Source organism: Microbacterium esteraromaticum (genome assembly GCF_900163815.1).
Lineage (GTDB): Bacteria > Actinomycetota > Actinomycetes > Actinomycetales > Microbacteriaceae > Microbacterium > Microbacterium esteraromaticum_B.
In genome coordinates this window covers 1-23499 of record NZ_FUKO01000020.1, presented here as the reverse complement: position 1 = coordinate 23499, position 23499 = coordinate 1, and the positions used below count along the sequence as shown (strand labels likewise).

The window sequence follows — 23499 nt, the reverse complement described above, 5'->3', positions numbered from 1 at the left end:
CGTCAATCCTCGCGGTGCACGTCTGCGGGTGTCTTGTCGGGGCGGAGTCCGCGCCAGCGAGAATGGCGCAGGATGCCGCCCGGAGACCAGTTCGCGAACTCGACTTCGCCGACGATTTCGGGGCGCACCCAGAGCGCGTCGCGTGCGTCGGCCTTCGGGACGCCCTCCAGGGGCGGTTCGTCTGTGCGCAGTGGTTCGAGCCGCGCGGTGAGATCGCGCAGCATCCGATCCGTGAAGCCGGTGCCGACCCGGCCGACGTACCAAAGCTGTCCGTCGGCATCCGGCACGGCGAGCAGCAGCGACCCGATGGAATCCTGCCGATTGCCGTGGCCGGGGCGGATGCCGACGATCACCACCTCCTGCGCGTGCAGGTGCTTCAGCTTCAGCCATGATGATGAGCGGATGCCGGGACGATAGCCGGAATCCGGATCTTTCGCGACCACGCCTTCGAGCCCGAACTGGCCGCTGACCTCGAGTGCCGCATCAAGGTCTTCGAACACCGGCGGCACCTGCACGGGCGCGTCGAGATCATCGGCGAGCTGCTCGAGCAGTTCACGCCGCTGCCGCAGTGGAACGCCGGTCAGGTCGTGACCATCGAGGCGCATGACGTCGAAGAGCATGTAGACGATCGGCGTGCGCACGACCTCCCGCTCGATCTCGCGCGCCCGGGTCAGATGCATCCGATTCTGCAGGCGCGCGAAGCTCGGGCGCCCTTCGGCATCAAACGTGACGATCTCACCATCGACGACGGCATCGGAGCTCGGCAGGTCGAGCACGCCGGCGGCGGTGAGCTCGGGGTAGCGAGCGGTGATGTCGGTGCCGCTGCGCGCATGCAGCGTCAGCCGGCCGTCGCGCCAGGTGCCGACCGCGCGGATGCCATCCCACTTGATCTCCGCCCAGGCCGGGTCGCTCAGCGCGCGTGCGAGCCCCGCCGTCCCGTTCTCGGCGAGCATCGGCTTGATCTGCTGCGACACGTTCGATGCCGATGGGGTCGGTTCGGCTGCTGCCGACACTCTGGGGGCCGACACGCCACTAGTCGGACCAGAAGCGGGGGAGCGTCCGACAGCTGTGCATTCAGCCCCCGAACTGTGCGGCGCTCCCGCCTGCATGCGGTGCAGCAGCCACTGCGACTTCTCGCCGTCACCGGCCGTGCGGATGAGTGCGAGCCTCGCCGAGCCGAGGCGGCCACCGGGCTGGCCGGTGAAGACCCCGATCACCTCGTCGTCGCGCCATTTCTCCAGCTCCACCGTGCCCGTATCCCAGATCGTCATCGAACCGGCGCCGTATTCGCCGCGCGGGATCTCGCCCTCGAAGCTCAGATACTCCAGCGGATGCGGTTCGGTCATCACCGCGAGGTGGTTGCGATCTGCGGACTCCGGGACGCCCTTCGGCACCGCCCAGCTGATGAGCACACCGTCGCGCTCGATGCGCAGGTCGTAGTGCAGCCGACTCGCATGGTGCTCCTGGATCACGAAGCGCACGTGATCCGATGCCGCAGCGATCGCGGCGCGCGGCATCGGCTCCGGGGTCTTCGTCGCGTCCCGCTTGGCGAGGTACGAGGCAAGGGCGGGGGCCGGAGGAGCGAGTGTCGCCAGCGGGTCGATCCCGGCATCCACCCGCTCGAGCACCTCACCGAAATCCAGCTGCCGCAACTGCGGATCTTCGAGTTCGTCCCAGGTGCGGGGAGCCGCCACCCAGGGGCGCGCGCGACCGCGCAGCGAGTACGGGGCGATCGTCGTCTTCGACCCGTTGTTCTGACTCCAGTCGATGAAGACGCGGCCGTCGCGGACCGACTTCGCCATGACGTGCGTGGCGAGATCAGGATGGTCGGCCTCGATGAGCCGGGCCAGTTCTTTCGCCACGGCGGATACATCGTCGCTGCTCTGCAGCCCCGTGCCGTCGTCGGCTGTCGGAAGCCGCGCGTACAGGTGGATGCCCTTGCTGCCGCTGGTCACCGGCATCGGCTCCAGACCCATGCCGGTGAGGATGCCGCGGGCGATGCGCGCCACCTCGGCGCACTGCGCGAGGTCGGCGCCGGGACCGGGATCGAGATCGAGGACCAGACGATCGGGGCGTGCGCGACCGCCGGCGTGGGTGAATCTCCACTGCGGCACGTGGAGCTCGAGCGCCGCGAGCTGCGCGAACCAGACCAGAGTGGCCACATCGTCGGCGAGAGGATAGTCCTTTGACTCCGCCGAGTGCTCGATCGGCATCCGCCGCACCCACCCGGGTGCCCCCTGTTCGAGCTGCTTGGCGAAGAACCCGTCGCGCGGAGCATCGGCCGGGCCGACGCCGTCCACCCACCTCTTGCGGGTCACCGGGCGGCCGCGCAGGTGCGGCAGTGCGACGTGCGCCACCTGCGACCAGTAGGCGATGATCTCGCCCTTGGTCGTGCCGGTCTCGGGATAGACGACCTTGTCGAGGTTGGTCAGGCGCAGGCGTCGCCCATCGATCTGCACGATCTGCTCGGTCTTTCCCGCAGCGGAAGCCATGCCGCCAGAGTAATGGCCGCCGCGGGCCGCCTGCTGCATGTTGTCGCCGGGGTAGCCGCACGCGTGGTGACTGGCGATACTGGGGGAATGAGAAGCATCTGGAAGGGCGCGCTGACCTTCGGGCTCGTCAACGTGCCCGTGAAGGTGTATTCGGCGACGGAGGACCATGACGTGCCGCTGCACCAGGTTCATGATGAGGACGGCGGACGCATCCGTTACCAGCGCACCTGTGAAGTCTGTGGAAAGACGATCGCGTACGCCGACATCGACCGCGCATATACCGACGACGGGCAGACGATCGTGCTCACCAAGGAAGATCTCGCATCTCTGCCGGCAGAGAAGAACCGCGAGATCGACGTGGTCGAGTTCGTGCCGAGCGACCAGGTCGATCTGCTCACCCTCGACAAGGCGTACTACCTGGAGCCTGACTCGAAGTCGCCCAAGGCGTACGTGCTGCTGCGCAAGACGCTTGAGAAGACCGATCGCACCGCGATCGTGCGGTTCACGCTGCGGCAGAAGACGCGCCTGGCGGCGTTGCGGGTGCGGGGTGACGTGCTGGTGCTGCAGACGCTGCTGTGGGCGGATGAGGTGCGCGAGGCCGCCTTCCCGTCGCTCGACGAAGACGTGAAGATCAGTGCCAAGGAGATGGAGCTGTCGGCCGCGCTCGTGAAGAGCTACTCCGGCGACTTCGAACCGGAATCGTTCGTCGACGAGTATCAGAAAGAGCTGCGCACGCTCATCGACGCGAAGATCGAGGCCGGTGAGGGCTTCGACGTATCGGCGACGTTCACCGAGGAGGGTGAGACAAAGGGTGGTGAGGTCATCGACCTCATGGAGGCGCTGCGCGCGAGTGTCGAGCGGACGAAGAAGGACCGCAAGAAGAAGGATGCCGGCTGATCGGCATCCCTATCGGGCGCCGTCGCCGTCCAGGTCGGGAGCGCGGTTGAAGACCTCGGCGTCAAGCGTGAGCGACTGCGCCTCGGCAGCATCCGTCACCACGTCTTCGCCGAGCGCGGCCGCCTTCTTCGCCTTGTGCCGCTCGAGCAGATAGTGCACGAGCGTGAGGAGCGCGCTACCGCCGACGGCGAGCAGCAGGATGATGTCGATGTAGTCGACGACCAGATCGCGGATCCACGGAATGTACGCGATCCCGTAGCCGAACATCGTCAGCCCGAAGCCCCACAGCACGGCGCCGATGAGGTTGTACAGCGAGTAGCGCTTCCACGGCATGTGGCCGACACCGGCGGCGACCGGCGCAAAGGTGCGCACGACCGGGACGAAGCGGGCGAGGATGATGGTGATGCCGCCGAAGCGCTCGAAGAACGCATTCGTGCGCTCGACGTTCTTTCGGCTGAACAGCCCGGATTCCTTGCGCTCGAAGATGGCTGGGCCGCCCTTGTGGCCGATGAAGTAGCCGACTTCGCCGCCGATGAATGCGCACAGGCCGATCAGCAGCGCGACGAACCAGATATTCAAGCCGAAGATGTCGTTGGTGTGGGTCAGCAGACCGGAGATCACCAGCAGCGTGTCACCGGGGAGCAGAAAACCGATCAGCAGACCGGTCTCGGCGAAGACGATGAAGCAGACGACCAGCAGAGCCCAGGCGCCAGCGCCCTCGATGATGTTCGCGGGGTCGAGCCACGGGATCAGCGAGGTAGGAGCCTGAATCAGGGACTGAAGCAAGGGGGAGTTCCCGTCGTTCGATGGATGCAGTACGCGGAGCGCGACAGTCCCTCAAGGTCAGCGCGCGTATCGCTCTGATTCTATCTGCGCGGCCCTCGGTCAGCTATCAATAGGGTGACTTCCCAGGGTGGTCTCACCTCTGGCGTGCCGCCGCATGCAGTAAGTGCCGGAGAACCACTCTTTGGTGGCCCGAAGTTGGATGTTTGGTAAAATTATCGAGTGACCGTCTCGAATCTCTCCACTAGCACCCAGAACTATCTCAAGGCGATCTGGAGCCTGGGAGAGTGGTCCGATGTGCCAGTGACCGCCTCGACCGTCGCCGAGCGCGCCGGTGTGAAGCTATCGACGGCATCGGACGCGGTGCGCAAGCTCGCTGACCAGGGCCTGGTCGACCACGCTCCCTACGGATCGATCGCTCTGACCGAAGAAGGGCGCCGACACGCGGTGGCGATGGTTCGTCGGCACCGCCTGATCGAGACCTTCCTTGTCGAGGTGCTCGGCTATCGCTGGGATCAGGTGCACGACGAGGCCGAGACGCTGGAGCACGCCGTTTCCGACTTCATGATCGATCGCATCGACCAGCACCTGGATCACCCTGAGCGCGATCCGCACGGCGATCCGATCCCGACTCGTGACGGTGTGGTCAGCAGGCCCGACGCGATCCTTCTCACCGCGCTCGCGGCCGGCAGCCGTGCCAGCGTAGAGCGCATCTCGGATGACGATTCCGAGCTGCTGCAGTTCTTCGCCGATCACCGCATCCGATTCGGCACAGTGCTGGAAGCCCGCGCCGCGGCTCCCTACTCCGAGACGATCGAGGTTGCCGTCGACGGGCTCGACGCGACGCTTCCGCTCGGCCGCGCCGCGACGGATGCTGTCTGGGTGCGTGCGCTCGACTGAGGCCGCCGCACTCGGGCGGCGACGTCAGGCGGCGACTTCAGGCGGCGACCGGGGTCCGCGCCGCTCTGCGGGCGGTGCGGCGCTTGCCCAGGAGCCCATGGCTCGGGCTGAACAGGTAGACGAGCGCGAAGACGGCACCCTGCACGACGACGACGAGTCCGCCCGAAGAGGCGTCGATCCAGTAGCTCAGGTAGATGCCGAACACCGATGACGCCACTGACATCACCGGGGCGATGATCAGCATCCGGCTGAAGCGATCCGTGAGCAGATACGCGGTCGCTCCCGGGATGATCAGCATGGCCACCACCAGGATCACGCCGACGACCTGAAGCGCGACGACAGCAGTGAGGGCGAGAAGCCCGAGGAGCAGCGCACTGAGGAATCGCGGGTTGAGCCCGATCGCATGCGCGTGGGTGGGGTCGAAGGCGTACAGCGTCAGGTCCCGGCGCTTGATGATCAGGATCACGAAGGCGAGCGCGGCGAGGATGCCGATCTGCACGAGATCTGCGGTCGAGACGCCCAGGATGTTGCCGAAGATGATGTGGTTGAGGTCGGTGTGGCTCGGCGTGACCGAGATCAGCACGAGCCCGATGGCGAACAGCGTGGTGAAGACGATGCCGATCGCAGCATCCTCTTTCACCCGACTCGTCTCCCGGATGGCGCCGATCAGGGCGACGGCGAGGAATCCGAAGATGAGGGCGCCGATAGCGAAAGGCGCTCCGACGATGTAGGCGATGACGACCCCGGGGAGGACCGCGTGCGAGACGGCATCGCCCATGAGCGACCACCCGACCAGCACCAGCCAGCACGAGAGCAGCGCGCAGATGATCGCGGCCATCACCGTGGTGACGAGCGCGCGGATCATGAAGTCGTACTGCAGCGGTTCGAGGATGAGGTCGATGAGGCTCATGCTGCGCTCACCGTGCCGAGCAGATCGACGCCGAATGTCAGTGCGAGGCTCTCCGGCCTGAGGGCTTCGGCCACGGGGCCGTGGAAGAGCACCTTGCGCAGCAGCAGGATGGCCTCGTCGGCGAGTTGCGGAAGCGCGTGCAGGTCGTGGGTCGAGACGAGGATCATGCGGCCGTCGTCGGCGAGCTCACGCAGCAGACGCACGATCGTCGCCTCGGAGCGCTTGTCGACGCCGGCGAAAGGCTCGTCGAGCAGCATGAGGCTGCTGCCCTGGGCGATGCCGCGGGCGACGAATGCACGCTTCTTCTGCCCGCCGGACAGCTGACCGATCTGGCGGTCGGCGTATTCGGTGAGCTCGACCCGATCCAGCGCCTCGGCGACCGCGGCGTGATCGGCCGGCCGTGGCCTGCGGGTGAGCCCCTGGTGTCCGTAGCGGCCCATCATCACCACGTCGCGCACCGATACCGGGAACGCCCAGTCGACATCTTCGCTCTGCGGCACGTATCCGATCAGTCCGCGCTTGCGCGCCTCGGTCGGGTCGGAGCCATCGATCAGCACGCGGCCGCGGTCGGGCCGAACCATGCCCATGATCGATTTGAACAGGGTCGACTTGCCCGACCCGTTCATCCCGATCAGCCCGATGACCTTGCCGCGGTCGACCTGCAGGCTCACGCCATCCAGGGCGAGCACCTCGCCGTAGCGCACGACGACGTCCTGCACATCGATGACGGCGGTCATTTGCCCGATCCCTTCAGCGCGTCGATGATCGTCGCCGCGTCGTAGCGGATCAGATCCAGATAGGTGGGCACAGGGCCGTCGGCCTCGGAGAGAGAGTCGACGTAGAGCGTGCCGCCGAACACGGCCTCGGTGGCACCGACGACCTGTTGCATCGGCTTGTCCGAAACGGTGGATTCGCAGAAGACGGCGGGCACCTGGTTGCTCTTCACGAACTCGATCGTGCCGGCGATCTGCTTCGGCGTGGCCTGCGATTCGGCGTTCACGGCCCAGATGTACCGCTCGGTCAGACCTGCGTCTCGGGCGAGGTACGAGAATGCGCCTTCGCACGACACCAGTGCGCGCTGGCTCGACGGGAGCGTTGAGAGCTCGTCGACGAGCTCATCCTGCACTTCTTGGAGCTCGATCTTGTAGGCGTCGCCGTTCGCGCGGAAGTCGTCGGCATGGGTGGGGTCGAGGTCGGCGAATGCGGTGACGATGTTGTCGACGTAGATCTGCACGTTCACCGGGCTCATCCAGGCGTGCGGGTTCGGCTTTCCGGCGTAGGCGTCTTCGGTGATGTCGAGCACATCGATGCCGTCGGAGAGCACGGCGTGCGGCACCTCCACCGACTCGACGAACTTCTCGAACCACAGCTCGAGGTGAAGGCCGTTGTCGAGGATCAGGTCTGCGTCTGACGCCTTGGCGATATCGCGCGGCGTCGGCTCGTATCCGTGGATCTCAGCGCCGATCTTGGTGATCGACTCGACCGTCAGGTGCTCTCCGGCCACATTCTGCGCGATGTCTGCGAGCACCGTGAACGTCGTCAGGACGACGGGTTTGTCCGACGAGCTGCTGCCGCCGGATTCTCCGTCGGCAGACTGCGCGGAGGCGACGCACCCGGTGAGAGCGAGGGCGGCCGTGGCGGTGAGGGCGAGCGCGGCGAAAGCCTGGGAGCGGATGCGCATGAAAATCCTTTATGACTACTTGAACACCATTGTTTGGTGAGGCGTAGTTCAATACTCTAGCAACCGTTGTCGCGCATTCCGCAACTCAGATCTGCCATTTCTGGCGCGCCGAACTCAGCTAGGAGTCATGCGTCAGGAGGTGCCAGGGGCGGGCGAGCGTGAGCGCGTGCCGCCGGCAACCGCGCGATTCCGAATAGAGCGCGGCGAGGCAGCATCCCGCAGCCGATCTGATCAGGCTGTCGAGACGGAATCGTTCATCTGGTGCCCCAACCGGGAGAAAACTGTATCCTCGTTCGTCACCTTGAAATCGTTGATTTCACGCGGATCTTCCGAAGGTCAGGGCGTGTCGGTTTCCAGTCTAGCTGTGCCTCGAAGTGATGTTCGTGGGCCGGTGGTGACGCCGATTGAGACGGCTGGAACCCCGGTCGCCCCCGAGACGTTGCAGGCGATGGTCGCGGCGTACGAGTCCAGGGCGTCGCTGATCTCGATCGCACGTGAGCATCGTTTGGGTAAGGAAACGGTGCGGGATCTGCTCGTGGATGCTGGTGTCAGGATCCGTCGTCAGGGGTTGGACGATGAGCAAGTTGCGCACGCGGTTCGCGGCTATGAGTCGGGGCTGACGACGCGTGAGATCGCACGGGAGCTCGGTATAGGGCACTCGATGGTGTGGCGGGCGTTGAAGCGGGCGGAAGTCGAGTCCAGGCCCAATACTCGTCGCGTCGGACGCAAGCTCTCGAAGCAGTGAACGCCATCCCTACGGTTCTTGGAGCATCTCCGGCGCGGGTTGCGGAACCGAGCGGCTTGATCGGGGATGTCAGGGCGTTCTGGGAGGATTGAGCAAAAGCGAGAGAGTCGGGAGGTGTGCGGTGATGGTTGCTCATTGGCTTCCCGATAGGCACCTCGGGGTTGCTGCGACGCTTGCTCATGTCGACGAGCTGATCGGAAGAGTCGGCGAGATGCTCTTTGACTACCAGGCCCAGTCCTCGGACGTCGTTCGCCTCCGAGAAGTGCTCGACGGGCAGCTTCGGCATCTAGTGGTTGACAGTGTGGCGCCGATCCCGCAGAAGATCCCGTTGCTGGCCGCTGATGCTCTCAACGCGCTTCGGGCGGCGATCGAGCACACGATCTACATCGAGGCCGAGGCCGACGCGGGAGCCGAACTCAGCGAGAGAGCGGCGAAGCTCGTGGAGATGCCTGCTGCGTCGAGCTACGACAAGTTCGTGGAGTGGACCCAGAAACGGGCGAAGAACGGGCCGTCGGCGCTTCGCAGCGGTGCGGATCTGAACCGGCGCATCTACGATCTCCAGCCACTTCACCGGTACACCGATCCCGAGGCGCATCCGTTAGCACGGCTGGTGGCTTACACGAATCACGCGAAGCACCGCACCCCGGCGGTCACGGCCGTTCGAATCCCTGTTGTGTCTCGCGAAGACGTGACACCGCGGCATCCGCGCGACATACCGAAGCGGCCTGAGGAACCGCTCGTGCCGGGCGAGGTCATCTTCTCGGCTCCCACGGGCCAGGTGGTGCCGGTGACGCTGTTCCCCACCGTCGGGATCAACCTGCCGGAAACCGCTCGCTGGCCGGTGTTGATGAACGAGCTGGGCGAGATCGCTGCCTGGGTGCGGACGCAGGCCATCCCGAGGCTCATCACCGGAACGGATCCTCCCCAGCCCGAGATCCCGGCGTGGCATGAGATATCGCAGGGCCACCCGGATCTGCGGGTGGCGCTCTCCGAAGGGAGTCGGGTCCCTGCGTATGACCGCAACCGCGACCGGCTGAGTGCGGCGACGGTACGAGCGGACATGACGGGCACCATCGCCGACATGCCCGACGCTCCAACATTCGCGGACGTGCGGGCCTGGCTGGAATCGCTGCCCGATACCGATGTCCTCACCCGTATGCGCGAACTCGTGCCGAGCTTCGATCACGACGCAGATGACATGCTCCACAACTGGGACGTGCTGCAGAGGATGCGTGACGATGCGGTCGCGTTCACCCAACGCCGCGCTATGACCGATCTTGAGGAACCATCCAATCTAGATAGGCGTGACTGAGCTTTCGACGGGCGCGGATTCGCGCGTCCGAGGTACACCCCTGGCGGGCCCAACACGAGATCTACGAGACACTCCCGCATCGGGAAGCGGTATTGGTGACCTTTCATGAGACCCGCGACATGCACGAGTACGTTATCAACACCGGCCATCTGAACGAGATCCCCAAGAGGACGTGCCGTCCGCCGACTAACAATGTCTCAAGGCCTGGCGCGATGCCGAGCAGGAACGATGACCGACCACGCGCCATGGGCGCGTGTCACACCGGAGCGTGTTCGGAGCGTGCAGCATGTCGATGCTGCCGCCGACGTGCGATCGCTTCCCGCGTTCGCACCTGCGCCAGGAGGATGAGGCTCCACGGCCCGAAGAGGAGGAACTTCAGGCCGTTCCATAGTGCCCAGAAGAAGGCCAGGTAGAGCCATTCGCTCCAGCCCTGGTCGATGAGCTCGGTGCAGGTGGCGGCGATCAGGATGTAGACGACGCCGAGGAGCATCGCTGGAACACCCCACCGCAGGCAGCGACGGGTGCGGAGTCGGTCGAGGAGGATGTTGGTGGGCATCCATCGGCGCAGGAAGATGCGGGTGTGGATGCTGGCGTTCCAGAGCCGGTTCAGGAGCATGGTGTGGGCCTCACTTTCGCACGCAGGACTATTGCGGTGTGGCTGGTCCTGAGTGGTTGAGTGCCCGAGATGCTGCTCGAACGGTCTGCGTCACCCCTGAACAATGTCCGGGGGCTCGGCGTGTGGTTGCTCCTGCCACCATCAGGATACCGGCGGCCCTGCAGCAAAGGAAGAGCAATCCCTTGCCGGGCGGTCGTTGGTGCTCACAGGGTGCGGCTGCGCCGTTGCTGAGCCCCGGGCGATGCGTCCTGCTGGTCTGGCTGATGGCTGGCGAGGAGCCCTCGGGCGCGTTCGTAGTCGATCCTCTTTGCGTCATCGTCGGGGACGGGTCCGAGGGGGCTGGTGGAGGTGATGCCCCACCGGTCCCGATACGCGGCCACCACCCGCACCGCCGTCGCCCGTGCGTCGGGGTCCAGGCCGTCGACGATGCTCATCCACGGCTCGGGCCGTTCGATGGCCGTGGTGGTGAGGGCGTCGAGGCGTTGCTGCATGAGCTGCTCCCGCTCCTGGAGCGCCTGCCGCATGGCTGGGTCGGTGATGCCAGTCGCACGCGGGACGAGGCCGGCGATCAGCGACACCCGGCGCGCTGACGGCTGGTAGGTGGCGGCGACTTTCTGGACCCGGTAGCGCAGCAACGACCCGAGATCCTCCACCCCATCGAGGCCTCCGGCGCGGGTGATGCGTGGGAGGAGGTCGTTGATGTCGTGCCCGTCGGCTTCGAGTCGGCGCAGTTCGGTGGTGAGGATCCCGAACGAGTCCGTCTCCACCAGCTCATCGATCGCCTGTGGGGTGAGGCCGCCGTGTTCGAGGAGGGTGACCCACCGGTCCTGCTGCGCTTCTTGGGCGATGGTGTCGTACTCGGCAGCAAGCTGGGCCAGCGACCCCCACATGTCCTGCTCAGTCGTGATGGTCTCGTGGGCGGAATGCTCCGCACCGACATGCTGCAAGATGCCGTAGAGCACGGACCGGGCGGTCATCTGCAGGTCGTCCCGGTGCTGGTGATCTTCAAGGTGATGTTCATCGGTCGCGATGTAGGCGCGGTTGGATTCCCGGCCGCGGGTCATCGCGACGTAAAGGGATTCCCGGGTCATCTCGGGTGAGTGCACGATCGCATGCGCAGTATCGACAGTGGAGCCCTGCGCCCGGTGAGCCGTGATCGCGTAGCCGAGGTTCTGTAAACGCACCTACCTCTCACACGAGTAGGAAGGTGGGGCCGGAGCATGGGCCACGACCAGCAGCAACAGAACACACAAGCACCGTTGCGGGCGGTGATGTACGTCAGGATCAGCGACGACCCCGAGGGCACCGAGCGCGGGGTGGATCGGCAGGAGGCCGATTGCCGCGCCTACGCCACAGCCCACAGCTGGGAAGTCGCAGCGGTGTTCCGTGAGAATGACACGTCGGCGTTCAAGCAGCGCACGATCACACTGCCGTCGGGTGAGCGGGTGCGGCGGGTGGTCCGCCCGCAGTTCCGCGCCATGCTGAAACACCTCACCGACGGCCAGGCGCAGGTGATGATCGCGTACGACCTGGATCGGGCGGTGCGCGACCCGCGAGATTTGGAAGACCTCATCGATGCGAAGGTGCTCGGCGGGTTCGCCGTCCGCTCCGTGACCGGCTCGCTCAGGTTGGACACGGACTCTGACGTGGCGATGACGCGGGTGCTGGTGGCGATGGCGAACAAGTCCTCCGCTGACACCGCCCGCCGTGTGGTGCGGGCGGCGAAGCAGCAGGCCGTCGAGGGGGCTTGGCATGGGGGCAGGGTGCCGTTCGGCTACCGCGCCGAGAACGGTGTGCTCATTGTCGATCCGGTGACGGGGCCGCTCGCGGTCGAGGCGTATCAGCGGGTGCTGGCCGGTGACTCGCTGTATCGCATTCGGAAGGACTGGAACGAGCGCGGCGTCGTCACCACTCACGGGTGCGCGTGGTCGGATCGGACGCTGAAACTGATGCTCCGAAATCCCTCCAATAAGGGTGTACGCGAGTATCGGCCCATCATGCCGGACGGGAGCCGCGCAAAGACCTCGAAGATGCAGGTGCAGGCGGCGTGGCCTGCACTGGTAGACGAGGACACATGGCAGCAGGTCTCCGCCGTGCTCGACGCGAGGAAGAAGGCTCGGAACTTCCACCAACCCGGTACGGGCGCGGCGAAGCGCCTGTACCCGTTCTCAGGGCTCATCCGCTGCTCGAAGTGCGGGACGGCGATGATTCACCGTGGCGGCGTGTACCAGTGCATCCAGCCCACGCGGGGCGGGTGCCACCGCTCGATCCGCTCGGCTGAAATCGAGAGGCTCGTGGAAGAGGCGGTGCTGGCGACGTTCGAGCAGATCACTATCAGCCCCACGAAACGCAGCAAGTCTGACGGTGACCTTGCGCGGGTCGGACTCACGGCGACGCTCGACGCGGACCGGGAGCGACTGGCGCGGCTTGATGATGACTACTACGACGGTCTGATCGACAAAGCGATGTGGGTTCGGCAGCGTGCCCGGATCGCGGAGCGGATCGAGGCCACCCGCCGCGAATACACCGCCACCCTGCCCGAGCATGCCGGGCTGAGCATCGACGCGACCACCGTCGCGGCCGAGTGGAAGGGCCGCACTCCGATGTGGAAGTACCAAGCTGCCAGCTTGATCTTGCAAGCCGTACTCGTTCACGCTCTCCCGGAGGGTATGAACGGGGCGACTCCGGCCCGTCGCCGCAACGAGACCGTCGAAGCGTTCCATGAGCGCCGTGCCGCGTACCGCGCCGAAGTCCTTGCGCATCGGGTCGAGTTCGTCTGGCGCGCATAACTCAGATGATGTGATCGGCCCCGCGCCCTGGCTGCCAAGGCAGATCAGGGTGCGGGGCCGTCGCGTTTCTCGGCGAACGACAGGCTCGTGGGCCGAGGGGCGGTGCAGAGTCCGCGCAGCTCGGCCAGCACAGCAGGATCGTCCACCACAGTGGTGAAGCCCTGCGCCCGGCGGGATGCGGCAGCGAGCCGCGCGCCGAGCGTGGCGACAGGCGACGGGGCAGGGGCAGTGGAGGCGGTAGCGGGGATGTCGGTGCGGGTGCTCATACCGTTAGGTGCGGAGCCCTACCCCCAAATCAAGGCGCGGCGTGCTTGTCGGGGTTGGCGGCGCGAATCGCGTCCATCAGCGTCTCGTCGTCGCGCAGAGCGTCCGGCGTTTCGCCGCTCAGTAATCGCAGCAGCACACCATCACCTATCGGCGTGCCCGCGTGCTTCGGGTCGGGATGCCCGAGCACAATCCGCAACAGCGCAGACCACGACCGGGGCGGCAGCCCGAGCAGCAACGGGATCGTGCGGTCACGGCGCAGCACCTCAACTCCTCGCTGCCGGGAGGAGAGATCGGCGAGCCGGTAGGCCACATGCTCCACGCACTCGGCGACGAGCGCAGTATCCCAGCCCGCAGACTCGAATAGCGCGACCGTGGCAGACAGCAGCGCGGCCACTCGTGTCTCACGCTCACTCTCGTCCGGGTCGTCGTCGTGGTGTATGAGCGCGGGATGGTAGTCGGCCAGGCGCTCTCGCTCGGCGAACCGCACAGCATCGTGGAACCCGGCGATCCGAGCCGTATGGCGCACCTTGCTGACAGAAGTCAGCATCCCAGCGGCACGAGCCTCAGCGTGACAGGTGATCTGCACCGCACTGGTGACCACTGCCCACGGGTTCCCTGCGTTGCGCGTCGAGGGCGCAAGCATCACCTCGAACGCCGCAGACGCTATCTCCCAGGCGTCCAGCCCATGCTTGCGAGCGAGTGGCCGGTATCTGGACGCGGTGTAGCGCATGAGCTCCGCCGCTTCACGATCACCCCGCCAGGCACCGGGTCCGGCCTCGTGTAACCGAATGAGTAGGGCGCGTAGTCGTTCGGGGTACTCGAGTCCGTGGCACGCCGAACCCGTTGAGGCCGCAACATCGTCGTTCGCGGCGGGCGGGGTGTGTTCGGTCACGGTAGCGCCTCCCAAAAGGGAGGTGCGCCACCAGCACCCAAACCGGAACACGCCAGTGCGCCCTTACAACCGCTGCCCCACCTGTGAGCGAACCGTCTGCCTTGGCGCAGTACACGGACTCACTGCCGTAACGCCACTTGCGGTACGTCGTCACTTCGTCGTATTCGCGATGTGGAGCCAGAGACCCGTCCGATGCGGTTGTCGGACTATGTGGGCGGCATAATGCGACGACCCTGCTTGTGTGGGGAGAGTGTTCCGCTGATATCAACCCCGTATCTGGCATTCAGCGGCGCGCTGCGATACTCCAGCTACAGGTGCATCGAACTTTCGTCAGGGCCTTGTCGTCGAGCACCGTCGCGAATGGAAGAGAACGGTCTTCACCGTGGGATACGCGACGCGTGCGGCATGTTCGTACGACGGAAAGCGGGTATCGCGCCTGGCATATGAAGAATAAGCGGGTGCGCCAGCCGCGACCAGCACCGCGTCGCTGGGCTTAGCGAAGCTGGTGCTGGCGCGGCTGGCATCGAGGGTCAGTGAGCCGTTGCGGACGAGCAATAATCTCACGCAGTCGTAGGAGCCTCCCGGCGTTACGGCTGCTTGTGACTGCGTGGATTGCGCTCGCTGCCATCGTTCTGCCGCGGTTTCATCTGCAAGGGAACCGGGCGTTGATGGAGTCGTTATCTGCAACGCCTCGGGTGACTGGCGCGCCTGCTGAGCACAGGGTCATCATTCGGATGTCGGCTCGGCCTCGTAGGTCACCCAGGCGGTTCGTGCGGCCAGGGTGTTGTAAAGAGCCTGCGCCTGGTGGTTATCTTCTGCCGTCATCCACTGCACCCCAGCGCGCCCCTCAGCAGCGGCCATGTCTGTGAGACGTCCGATGAGCGCCCGCCCGACACCGCGACCACGAGCTACGGGCACGGTGAAGAGGTCATCGAGGAAGATGTGACTCGTGCCGGTGTAGGGTGACGAGAAACGGTGATGGTGCGCGAAGCCCAGGATTTCTCCGTCGGCTTCGGCTACGAGTGCCTTGCACTCGTGGGTCGGATCCATGAACCATCCCCACGCGCGGGAGACGACCTCTTCGGATTCTTCGAGCTTGTAGAACTCCCGGTAGGCGCGGAAGAGGACGCGCCACTGATTCTCATCAGTGGGTGTGAGAAAGCGAATGGTCGGTGCGATCTTGGTAGTCATTGATGTGTCCTTGAATGCTTGAGATGGAGAGCCGGCGCTTCCGCGTCCTGCGGGGGAATTCTGTGGTGTGCGCCTACTCCTCGAAGTGGAATGGTGGATGCTCGCTTATCGGGTCACAGCGGCCTCCTCTCCCTCGTTGGGCTGTCGGGCGCGCTCCCGACGTGGGGTGAGCACGAGGTAGACGGCGCTGCCTGCCAGCAGGCCCCAGAAGGCCGCGCCCACGCTGAGGATGACGACTCCCGACATGGTGACTGCGAGGGTCGTGATCGCGGCGAGGCCCGTGCGGGCGTCCCCGCTCATCGCGCCGGTGAGCGCTGTGAGTGCGGAACCCAACAGCGCAACGGCGGCAACGACAGCAACGGTTTCGCTAGGGATCGCCTGGAAGCCTGCGACTAGGACGCCTCCGAAAGAGCCGATCACTAGATAGGTGAGGCCACCCGAGAGGCCGGCGATGTAGCGTTTGGCCCGGTCGGGGTGAGATTCCGGCCCGAGCGCGATTGCCGCGGTGATCGCGCCGAGGTTGATGCCGTGTGCACCGAACGGTGCCAAGGCTGCCGACACTGCGGAAATCGTGCCCACGAGCAGGCGGTCATTTGGCTTGTAGCCCTGGGAGTGCAGCAGCGCGAGGCCGGGCGCGTTCTGCGACGCCATCGTGACGATGAACAGCGGCAGCGCGACACTCACCAGCGCAGCAGGCGTGAAGGTGGGCATCGTGAACACCGGGCCACCCAGCGTGAGCGAAGGGGGCACCTCGTGGAACGATCCGGTGGCCCAGGTCATTGCCAAGCCCGCAATGAGAGCGGCCAGCACCGCGAAACGGTCGAAGAAGCGCTTACCGAGAAAGAAGGTGACCACGATGCTGCCCGCGATCAGCGGAGCACTTGCGAACGCTCCCGCTGCGGCCACGACAAAGGGAAGCAGGATGCCAGCAAGCAGCGCCTGTAACACCGGGCCGGGCACCTTGGAGAGCAACCATCCGAACCAGCCCGTGAACCCCACAATCGCCGCTGCGACCGACGCCACGAGAAATGCCCCCACCGCCTCGGCGAACGAGAAGCCGCCCAAGGAGGCAATGAGCAGCGCGGCTCCCGGGGTCGACCACGCCACGATGACCGGGATGCGGGTGAAGAGGCTGAGCACGATGCTGCATAGGCCGTTGCCGATCGACAGCGCCCACACCCAGGAAGCAGTCTGTGCTTCGTCGAGGCCCGCCGCTCGGGTCGCTTCGAGCACGATCAGGAAAGGCCCGGCAAAGTTGATGAGCGCGGAGAGGAACCCGGCAACCACGGCAGAGACGGATACGTCTCGCAGAACAACAGCTACCCGGCTCATACCCGCGATGCCTCGGCAACTAGAACCGAGCAAGGGCGTAACGGACTTGCCAAATAGCGAGTAACGTTATCTACTAGCTTCATGTTCAATGATAACAGAGCGTCCGAGATTGCGACTCGACTGCACCAACGGGTCGCGGCGTCACCCGCTGGAGAGAAGCTGCCCGGAGTGCGGGAGCTTTCGAAAGAGTTCCAGGCGAGCGCCGCCACGGTCTCCGCCGCCCTCTCGGAACTCAGCGCGCTGGGGATAGTGCGACCCGAGCCCGGCAGAGGCACGTTCGTCGCCGAGCGCAGGCAGCTTGCCGAGCCAGACTTTGCCTGGCAGTCACAGGCCCTCGGCCCCGCCCGTGTTGACGCCGACCGCGCCTCACGCCTCGGCGGATACGGGACCCCTGACCACATCCCGCTCTCCTGGGGCTACCTCGCGCCCGAACTCCTGCCAACCGAGGAGTTCCACCGCATCGGCTCTCGCGCCGCCAAGAACAATCGGGCCTGGATGATGACCCCGCCTGCGGGGTCGCCTGAACTGCGGCGCGTACTCGCCGCCGAGTATCGGGCCGACCCAGGCGATGTGCTCATCGTCTCCGGCGGACAGCAGGGCCTTGTGTTCACGATGCGTACCCTCGCAGAACCGGGCTCGACCGTGATCACTGAGAGCCCGAGCTATCCCGGCGCGATCCTTGCCGCGCAAAGCGCGGGCCTCACCATCGCATCCGTGCCCGCCGATAACGACGGGGTCATAGTCGAGCGCCTCGCCGACGAACTCGAACGTACCCGAGCCCGCGTGATCTACCTCCAGCCTAGTTACGCGAACCCGACCGGCGCGGTGCTCAGTCCGGAGCGCCGCACACAGGTACTCGACCTCGCAGCACAGCACGGGGCATTCATCATCGAAGACGACTGGGCCAGGAACCTCGGCATCGACGGACGCACCCCGCCGCCGCTCATCGCCGAAGACCCCAACGGCCACGTTGTCACCGTCACCACGCTCTCGAAGCCCGCCTCGCCGGGACTCCGGCTCGGTGCTGTGATCGCGCGCGGCCCCGCCGGTGACCGACTCCGCGCCTCCCGCACTGCCGACGATCTCTGCGTCGCACCGATGGTGCAGGAAATCGCTTTGAGCCTGTTGACCTCGAACATCTGGCCACGGCATTTGAAACACCTGAGCGCCGAGCTCGCCGAACGCCGTGATGTCCTCACCGCTACGATCCGCCAGACCCTGCCAAGTGTTCGCATCCAGGGCGTGCCAAGCGGAGGCATTCACCTCTGGGCCCGGCTGCCGCACGGTGCCAACACTCGACAGATCAGCGCGGATGCCTACACCGCAGGAGTACTCGTCGGAGACGGGCGACACTTCTTCGTCAACGAACCCCCGGCTCCATTCCTCCGCTTCTCCTACGGCGCAGCCACCCCCGCCCAAATCACCCAAGGAATCAGGCAACTCGCCCAGATCCTCGCCTGAGCATCACCCGAACAGGCGAGCCCCCAACCACTTTGCAGCGACACCCTTCTCTCCCGAATGAATGAATGCACGTATGCCACGGCGGGGCCGTGGTGCGCACCTTCCTCATGAGACGACTCATGAGGGAGGCCAGGGTGAAGGGCGGGGTGATCCTGTTCCGCGGCAGCGGTGCTGCCGCGCGCCGCTATGTCGAGGCCGACCGCTCCCGCGCTGACGAGTACTACCTCGGCGCTGACAACGCGGTGGCTGAGTATGCGGTGCTCGACGGCAGAGGCGAGGTCACCGCCACCCGATCGCTCGCGGCGGACGAGTACGAGGGATGGGTGGACTGGACCAACCCCGTCACCGAGGAGTTGATGGGCACCCCACGCACGGCCACCGAGGGCGCGAAGGGGTCGCCGTTGTTCGCGGAGATGACGATCAACGCCCCCAAGAGCTTGTCGGTAGCCGCCGCCCTCCACCCCGACGTGTCGGCAGCGCTGGACGCCGCCCAGCAGGACGCTCTCTCAGAGATACGGCGGTGGCTCGGCCAGCACTCCGTGACCAGGGTCGGCTCTCGTCAGGCGCGAGAGGTCGTGCCCATCGAGAGCATGCAGGTCGTCGGCATCCGGCACAAGACCTCGCGTGCGGGTGATCCGCACCGGCATATCCACATGCAGATCGGCACGCGGGTGTGGGCGGCTGGAAAGTGGCGGGCGCTGGATACTGCCGCGTTGTTCAAGCAGCAGGGCGCGATCCGCGCGTTGGGTGCGGCGGTGATTGCCGCGCACCCACAGCTCGCGCGCACGCTCGCCGAGCACGGCCTGACTCTGAATCCGGCCAGCGGTGAGGTGACCGAGTTGGAGCCGTTCAACGCGGTGATGTCGAAGCGGTCGGCGCAGATCAGACGGAATCTCGACCGGCTCGAAGCCGAATGGGAAGCCCAGCATCCGGGCGAGGCGCTTGGCCCGGTGATGACGGCGCGGTTGCAGGGCATCGCGTGGACGCACCAGCGGCCCGGCAAGAGGCCCGCTGACCTGAAGAACGAGCGATGGTGGATGCAGGAACTCCGCGACGCCGGATACGACCCCGCAGGCCTTGAACGCCGTACGGTGCTACCGGTGGTGTCGGTGGATGACCTGACCGTGCGGGAGGTTGCATCGCGGGCACTGGACCGTACCGCCGCCGCATCCTCGACGTGGACACGGCACGTTATCCAGGAGCACGTCACTCGGATCATCACCGAGCACGGCGTGCAGGCGACGTCCGCTGAGTTGCGGGAGTTCATCACTATGGCGACCGGGCTTGCCGTCTCGGATTGCTTCTCCGTCCTCCCGCCAGACGCGGCGGCGCCGGAGCATGTCGCGCACCTGACCAGCCTCAGCGTGGTCGCTGCCGAGACCGCACTACGCGACCAACTCACCGCCGCGACACCGCAACGGGAGCCGGAACCCCCGGATATAACCGAGGCCGCGCAAGCGGCTGGGCTGGATGAAGGGCAGGCGGTCGCAGCAGCGGCGGTTGCTTCGGCCGATCCGCTGGTGATCGTGGAAGGAGCGGCGGGTAGCGGGAAGACGACGATGCTGCGCACCGCCATCGAAGTGGCCGCTCAGCACGGCCGAGTGTCGCGGGTGGTTGCGCCGACGAAGAAGGCCGCGCAGGTGGCTGAGGAAGAACTTGGAGTTCCTGCAACGTCGGTTGCGGCGCTCGTGTACGCGCACGGATGGCGATGGAACGCTGACGGCGTATGGACACGCCTCAACCCCGGCGACAGCGACCCTGACAGCGGACGGAACTACACCGGCCCGCCGAGGCACGCGCGACTGTCGCGGGGGGAGCGAGTGCTCGTCGACGAGGCCGGGATGCTCGACCAAGACACCGCCCGCGCCCTCCTGACTGTGACGGCTGAGGTGGGGGCGACGGTCGCGCTCGTCGGCGACCGCGCACAGTTGCCTGCTGTGGGCCGTGGTGGGGTGCTCGACATGGCCGCGCAGATCGGGGGCCGCACCTATGACATGACCGAGCTGCACCGCTTCACCGATGCCGAGTACGCGGCGTTGACGTTGTCGATGCGTGACCGCGACATCCCCGGCAAGGTGTTCGACCAGCTCGCCGCGATGGGGCTGGTGATGTTGCACGCTGATGACGAGCATGCCCGCGAGCACATCGCCGAGCATGCCCACGACGGCGAAGCCATCACCGTCGCCACCAACGATGAAGCCGCCGAGTTGAACGAGCGCATCCGCGCTGGGCGCATCGAGGGTGGCGAGGTTGATGACGCGGTGACGGTGACCGGCAGTGATGGCCTCCCCATCGGTCGAGGCGATGCGATCCAGACCCGGAGGAACGACACCGCGCTTGGAGTCGCGAACCGGCAGCAATGGGTCGTGCAGCAGGTCACCGATGACGGCACCGTTTACGCCCGCGAGGTCGGCAGTGGCCGCAAGAACCCCCGCACTGTCACCCTCCCATCCGAGTATGTGGCAGAGCATGCGCACCTGTCCTACGCGGCGACCGCGTACGGTGTCCAGGGCGCAACCGTCACCACCTCCCACACCTTCTTGTCGGAGGCCACGAGCGCGGCAGGCGTCTACGTCGGCATGACCAGAGGCCGCGAAACCAACCGGCTGCACGTCGTCGCTGATAACATCTCAGACGCCCGGGCGCGGTTCATTGAGGCGATGGAACGCGACCCCGCTGACCGGGGTCTCGATCACGCCACCGCCCAAGCCGTCGAAGCGGTGCGAAGCCTCATCACCGATGGCCCAGTCAAGCTCGTTACCGAAGAACTGGCTCGCCTCGACCGGGAGGCCGTGCGCGCCCAGAGTCAGGCGGAAAGGTGGGAGCGGATCACCGCACGCCTTGATGCCCAACGCGACGCGCATCGCGCCGAAGATGAGCAAGACGCCGCCGCGATCCACGTGGCCGAGGTCGCGGCCGAGCAGGTGCGCGCCGAGCTCACGGGACCGCTCGTTCAACAAGCAAAGCAGGACGGCACGGCCTACCTCGATGCCGTGGAGAACGAAGCCACCACCAGTGCTCGAGCCTCGACTGTCGGCAGATTCGGCAAGCGCAAAGTCCGCGCCGAGCACCAGGCCGCCAAGGAGCAGGCGCAGGCTCAGTGGGAGTGGGTACGCGACGGCTGGGGCGATGAACCGCCCCGTACTCGCCTGGGGCTCCACACATGGGCGGCGCAGGCAGCGGCACGGAAAGCCGAGGATGACCCCCGCGTGAGCGATGCCGTCCGTGCTGTCGAAGCAGCGCACGCCGAACGCAGGATGACTCAGCAGCGACACCGCCAGGAGCGTATGGCATTGCTGTTCATCGAACTCGGAGCCGACGAAGCCCGCCGCGACCAGTTCGGAATGCGCACCACCAACCCGCACCGTAACGCCCAGAACGCCCGCACGAGAGCCGCCCTGAACCGCGCCGAGGCCGACGAACTCCGCAGCCTTCCCGTCAACGCCGCCGCCCGGCGCATCGAGGCTAACCGCGCCGAACAGGAGCAGAAGCGGCAGCAGGCAGCAAGGCGGGCGCGACAACTCCAAGAGCCGTTCGAGCGAGACTCTCACCCCAGCAATTCGCGACGGGAAGGACCGGGGCGCGGACTCTGATGCGCTACGCGGTCGTGGACTGCTCTCGAAGCCAGGCCCTGATACGGCGGCGCGCGTTGGCGTATGGCGAAGAAGTGTTGAACTGGATCATCCTGCCTGCCGTGTACTTGCCGTACCAGGGCTCTCCATACAGTTCCTCGTCACTGAGTCCGGTAATGAGGGAGACAATGCCGGACTTCGCTTGCTCGAAACGCTCAAGCAACTCGGGCCACGACAGGTCGGCGTAGTCGCGGTAGAAGCGTTGAGCAAGGTCACCGAGCTGATTCCACGTGAGCCCCGGAGCTGGAAACTCGGGTTCAATCCCACGGCTCCGCAGCTCGTGCCAGGACAGCACCGTTTCGTTCCAGCCGATCAGATACGCCACCAGATCAGCCGGGCTCATCATCGTTTCGGCTTTGTGCCCTGGCAATGACATCTCACGCGCCCGCGTCTCGGGCACCCGGACAAGATCGCGGGCAAGCTTGCCGTATCCGTCCTCGACGGCGTACAGCAACTCAGCCTTGGACTGCGGAACCGCCAAGCCATGCTCCAATCTCCGGTTACGTGTCTTCTCCCAGTCTCCCATTGTGCGCTGACCGCCCGGGAGAGAGGCCAGCGACCTCCGTGCGGTCAACGCATCACCGGCGCTTAGGCGGCATGTCCGTGAGTCGCCAGTAGACTAAAACTGCGCACACGCGCAGGATCACAGGTGAGTGTGTTTGGGGCACCTCGGCTACCCCAGCTCGACGTGCTCGGTGACGTACGCGGCAGGGAGAGTGATTGTGGTGCGCCATTTGGAGTGTGCGCGGCGGACGGTGAGGGATCCGTCATCGTTGGCGCGGGTGACGGTCCACCGGTCGCCGTTCTTCAACCACCCCCGTCCCAGCGCGAGTCGGCGGTCGTTCTGTCTTGTGATGATGAGGTCGCCGCGGGAGGCCTCGTTCCCGTCATGGAGCCGGACGCCGTCGAGGGCGACGTCGCCTGCGAGGATCCGGTCGGTGCGGGCGCGGGTGTTGAGCTCGGAAACAGTGTCTAGGGTCTCGGCTATCAACACCGATGCCTTCCCCGCAGCCAGGTCGGCACGCCATGCCTGGTATGCCTGCTCGAGGATGTCCTCGTAGCCGCCTGGGGTGATGCGGTCGTGGTCGAGGTAGGTGTCGATGACATCGGTATCGCCGATGCGCAGGCCGAGGGAGGCGTGTTTCTCCCACTCATTGCGGAAGCGGCGCACATCCGTCAGCTCCGGGGCATCGTCCCGGTCGCGGACGACCATTCCGAACGCCCCACCCGCATCCACGGCCGCGAGCTGCGCCCAGTCGCCGACAAGAAGTACCTTCGCGCCGGCCTCGGCGGCGTGGGTGGCGATGGTGTCGAGCGCGAGGGTTCCTGCGAGGGAGGCTTCATCGATGATGACGAGTTGCCCGGGTGTGAGGTTCCAGTTGCCGCGGCGGTGTTCGTGGAGCCACTTCGCCGTGTTCTCCGTCGAGATCCCCAAATCCCCGGCCAGGACATCAGCGGCAGCCGCAGACGGTGCCAGACCGATCACAGAACCGCTGCCGTGGCGTTTCTCCCACGCCCGCCGCAACGCAGACATCGTCGTCGTCTTGTCGACGTGTCGGGTTTGACCGACGTACCTACCAGGTGAATGGAGGTCGTCAT

General features: G+C 65.9%; 20 protein-coding genes. 7 read left to right on the top strand and 13 right to left on the bottom strand.

Annotated features, from left to right (window positions below; genetic code table 11):
- Nucleotides 1-2: 2 nt before the first annotated feature.
- On the bottom strand, nucleotides 3-2492 hold the full coding sequence (locus FM104_RS08445) for an ATP-dependent DNA ligase (protein ID WP_087131267.1): 2490 nt from the start codon (nucleotides 2490-2492) through the stop codon (nucleotides 3-5).
- Nucleotides 2493-2579: 87 nt separating this feature from the next.
- Here FM104_RS08445 and ku point away from each other — a divergent pair, with 87 nt between their 5' ends.
- Nucleotides 2580-3389 carry a non-homologous end joining protein Ku gene (gene ku / locus FM104_RS08440; protein ID WP_087131593.1) on the top strand — a complete coding sequence of 270 codons (810 nt, stop codon included), beginning with the start codon at nucleotides 2580-2582 and terminating at the stop codon, nucleotides 3387-3389.
- A gap of 9 nt (nucleotides 3390-3398) precedes the next feature.
- Here ku and FM104_RS08435 read toward each other — a convergent pair whose 3' ends face one another.
- Nucleotides 3399-4175 (bottom strand): DedA family protein, encoded by a 777-nt coding sequence (locus tag FM104_RS08435; RefSeq protein WP_179206731.1) that lies wholly within the window; start codon nucleotides 4173-4175, stop codon nucleotides 3399-3401.
- Nucleotides 4176-4394: 219 nt separating this feature from the next.
- Here FM104_RS08435 and FM104_RS08430 point away from each other — a divergent pair, with 219 nt between their 5' ends.
- Entirely contained in the window at nucleotides 4395-5072 is a 678-nt protein-coding gene (locus FM104_RS08430) for a metal-dependent transcriptional regulator (protein ID WP_087131266.1), read from the top strand.
- Between the two features lie 37 nt (nucleotides 5073-5109).
- On the opposite strand, the gene FM104_RS08425 is transcribed toward FM104_RS08430, so the two are convergent.
- The 3 genes from FM104_RS08425 to FM104_RS08415 are packed head-to-tail and all read right to left on the bottom strand — an operon-like array spanning nucleotide 5110 to nucleotide 7663.
- Nucleotides 5110-5982 (bottom strand): metal ABC transporter permease, encoded by an 873-nt coding sequence (locus FM104_RS08425; RefSeq protein WP_087131263.1) that lies wholly within the window; start codon nucleotides 5980-5982, stop codon nucleotides 5110-5112.
- Nucleotides 5979-6719 (bottom strand): metal ABC transporter ATP-binding protein, encoded by a 741-nt coding sequence (locus FM104_RS08420; RefSeq protein WP_087131260.1) that lies wholly within the window; start codon nucleotides 6717-6719, stop codon nucleotides 5979-5981. Before FM104_RS08420 ends, FM104_RS08425 begins: the two co-directional genes overlap by 4 nt.
- Nucleotides 6716-7663 carry a metal ABC transporter substrate-binding protein gene (locus tag FM104_RS08415; protein WP_087131257.1) on the bottom strand — a complete coding sequence of 316 codons (948 nt, stop codon included), beginning with the start codon at nucleotides 7661-7663 and terminating at the stop codon, nucleotides 6716-6718. Before FM104_RS08415 ends, FM104_RS08420 begins: the two co-directional genes overlap by 4 nt.
- A 127-nt stretch (nucleotides 7664-7790) precedes the next feature.
- On the opposite strand from FM104_RS08415, the gene FM104_RS08410 reads away from it, so the two are divergent.
- Nucleotides 7791-8408, top strand: a complete 618-nt coding sequence (locus FM104_RS08410; RefSeq protein ID WP_087131254.1) for a helix-turn-helix domain-containing protein — start codon at nucleotides 7791-7793, stop codon at nucleotides 8406-8408.
- 124 nt (nucleotides 8409-8532) lie between these two features.
- A complete protein-coding gene (locus FM104_RS08405; RefSeq protein ID WP_086993036.1) occupies nucleotides 8533-9720 on the top strand; it encodes a hypothetical protein in 1188 nt (395 codons plus the stop codon).
- Nucleotides 9721-9976: 256 nt separating this feature from the next.
- Here FM104_RS08405 and FM104_RS08400 read toward each other — a convergent pair whose 3' ends face one another.
- Complete coding sequence (locus FM104_RS08400) at nucleotides 9977-10336, bottom strand: hypothetical protein (RefSeq protein ID WP_086992932.1); 360 nt, start codon at nucleotides 10334-10336, stop codon at nucleotides 9977-9979.
- A 203-nt stretch (nucleotides 10337-10539) separates the two neighbouring features.
- Nucleotides 10540-11520 carry a C-terminal helicase domain-containing protein gene (locus tag FM104_RS08395; protein WP_143738296.1) on the bottom strand — a complete coding sequence of 327 codons (981 nt, stop codon included), beginning with the start codon at nucleotides 11518-11520 and terminating at the stop codon, nucleotides 10540-10542.
- Nucleotides 11521-11556: 36 nt separating this feature from the next.
- On the opposite strand from FM104_RS08395, the gene FM104_RS08390 reads away from it, so the two are divergent.
- A complete protein-coding gene (locus tag FM104_RS08390; RefSeq protein ID WP_087131251.1) occupies nucleotides 11557-13125 on the top strand; it encodes a recombinase family protein in 1569 nt (522 codons plus the stop codon).
- A gap of 44 nt (nucleotides 13126-13169) precedes the next feature.
- Here the strand turns inward: FM104_RS08390 and FM104_RS08385 are convergent, their stop codons facing one another.
- From FM104_RS08385 to FM104_RS08370, 4 genes are all read right to left on the bottom strand, one after another.
- Nucleotides 13170-13391 (bottom strand): hypothetical protein, encoded by a 222-nt coding sequence (locus tag FM104_RS08385; RefSeq protein ID WP_087131248.1) that lies wholly within the window; start codon nucleotides 13389-13391, stop codon nucleotides 13170-13172.
- 29 nt (nucleotides 13392-13420) lie between these two features.
- Complete coding sequence (locus tag FM104_RS08380) at nucleotides 13421-14284, bottom strand: exopolyphosphatase (protein ID WP_087131245.1); 864 nt, start codon at nucleotides 14282-14284, stop codon at nucleotides 13421-13423.
- Between the two features lie 726 nt (nucleotides 14285-15010).
- Nucleotides 15011-15475, bottom strand: coding sequence for a GNAT family N-acetyltransferase (locus FM104_RS08375; RefSeq protein ID WP_087131242.1), 465 nt, complete (start codon nucleotides 15473-15475; stop codon nucleotides 15011-15013).
- 105 nt (nucleotides 15476-15580) lie between these two features.
- Nucleotides 15581-16807 carry a benzoate/H(+) symporter BenE family transporter gene (locus FM104_RS08370; protein ID WP_087131240.1) on the bottom strand — a complete coding sequence of 409 codons (1227 nt, stop codon included), beginning with the start codon at nucleotides 16805-16807 and terminating at the stop codon, nucleotides 15581-15583.
- Between the two features lie 81 nt (nucleotides 16808-16888).
- Here FM104_RS08370 and FM104_RS08365 point away from each other — a divergent pair, with 81 nt between their 5' ends.
- Nucleotides 16889-18268: an aminotransferase-like domain-containing protein gene (locus FM104_RS08365; protein ID WP_087131237.1), complete on the top strand. Its 1380-nt coding sequence runs from the start codon at nucleotides 16889-16891 to the stop codon at nucleotides 18266-18268.
- Nucleotides 18269-18387: 119 nt separating this feature from the next.
- Nucleotides 18388-21861, top strand: a complete 3474-nt coding sequence (gene mobF / locus FM104_RS08360) for a MobF family relaxase (protein WP_087015916.1) — start codon at nucleotides 18388-18390, stop codon at nucleotides 21859-21861.
- 4 nt (nucleotides 21862-21865) lie between these two features.
- Here the strand turns inward: mobF and FM104_RS08355 are convergent, their stop codons facing one another.
- Nucleotides 21866-22381: a ClbS/DfsB family four-helix bundle protein gene (locus FM104_RS08355; RefSeq protein WP_041650241.1), complete on the bottom strand. Its 516-nt coding sequence runs from the start codon at nucleotides 22379-22381 to the stop codon at nucleotides 21866-21868.
- A gap of 192 nt (nucleotides 22382-22573) precedes the next feature.
- A partial coding sequence (locus FM104_RS08350; RefSeq protein WP_179206730.1) for an AAA family ATPase occupies nucleotides 22574-23499 on the bottom strand: 926 nt, incomplete at its 5' end.

Coding starts and splice junctions, on each gene's coding strand:
- FM104_RS08390 (WP_087131251.1), top strand. CDS start 11,557: ATGGGCCACGACCAGCAGCAACAGAACACACAAGCACCGTTGCGGGCG.
- FM104_RS08415 (WP_087131257.1), bottom strand. CDS start 7,663: ATGCGCATCCGCTCCCAGGCTTTCGCCGCGCTCGCCCTCACCGCCACG.
- FM104_RS08420 (WP_087131260.1), bottom strand. CDS start 6,719: ATGACCGCCGTCATCGATGTGCAGGACGTCGTCGTGCGCTACGGCGAG.
- FM104_RS08365 (WP_087131237.1), top strand. CDS start 16,889: ATGTTCAATGATAACAGAGCGTCCGAGATTGCGACTCGACTGCACCAA.
- mobF (WP_087015916.1), top strand. CDS start 18,388: ATGAGGGAGGCCAGGGTGAAGGGCGGGGTGATCCTGTTCCGCGGCAGC.
- FM104_RS08425 (WP_087131263.1), bottom strand. CDS start 5,982: ATGAGCCTCATCGACCTCATCCTCGAACCGCTGCAGTACGACTTCATG.
- FM104_RS08410 (WP_087131254.1), top strand. CDS start 7,791: ATGCGTCAGGAGGTGCCAGGGGCGGGCGAGCGTGAGCGCGTGCCGCCG.
- FM104_RS08370 (WP_087131240.1), bottom strand. CDS start 16,807: ATGAGCCGGGTAGCTGTTGTTCTGCGAGACGTATCCGTCTCTGCCGTG.
- ku (WP_087131593.1), top strand. CDS start 2,580: ATGAGAAGCATCTGGAAGGGCGCGCTGACCTTCGGGCTCGTCAACGTG.
- FM104_RS08400 (WP_086992932.1), bottom strand. CDS start 10,336: ATGCTCCTGAACCGGCTCTGGAACGCCAGCATCCACACCCGCATCTTC.
- FM104_RS08375 (WP_087131242.1), bottom strand. CDS start 15,475: ATGACTACCAAGATCGCACCGACCATTCGCTTTCTCACACCCACTGAT.
- FM104_RS08445 (WP_087131267.1), bottom strand. CDS start 2,492: ATGGCTTCCGCTGCGGGAAAGACCGAGCAGATCGTGCAGATCGATGGG.
- FM104_RS08405 (WP_086993036.1), top strand. CDS start 8,533: ATGGTTGCTCATTGGCTTCCCGATAGGCACCTCGGGGTTGCTGCGACG.
- FM104_RS08385 (WP_087131248.1), bottom strand. CDS start 13,391: ATGAGCACCCGCACCGACATCCCCGCTACCGCCTCCACTGCCCCTGCC.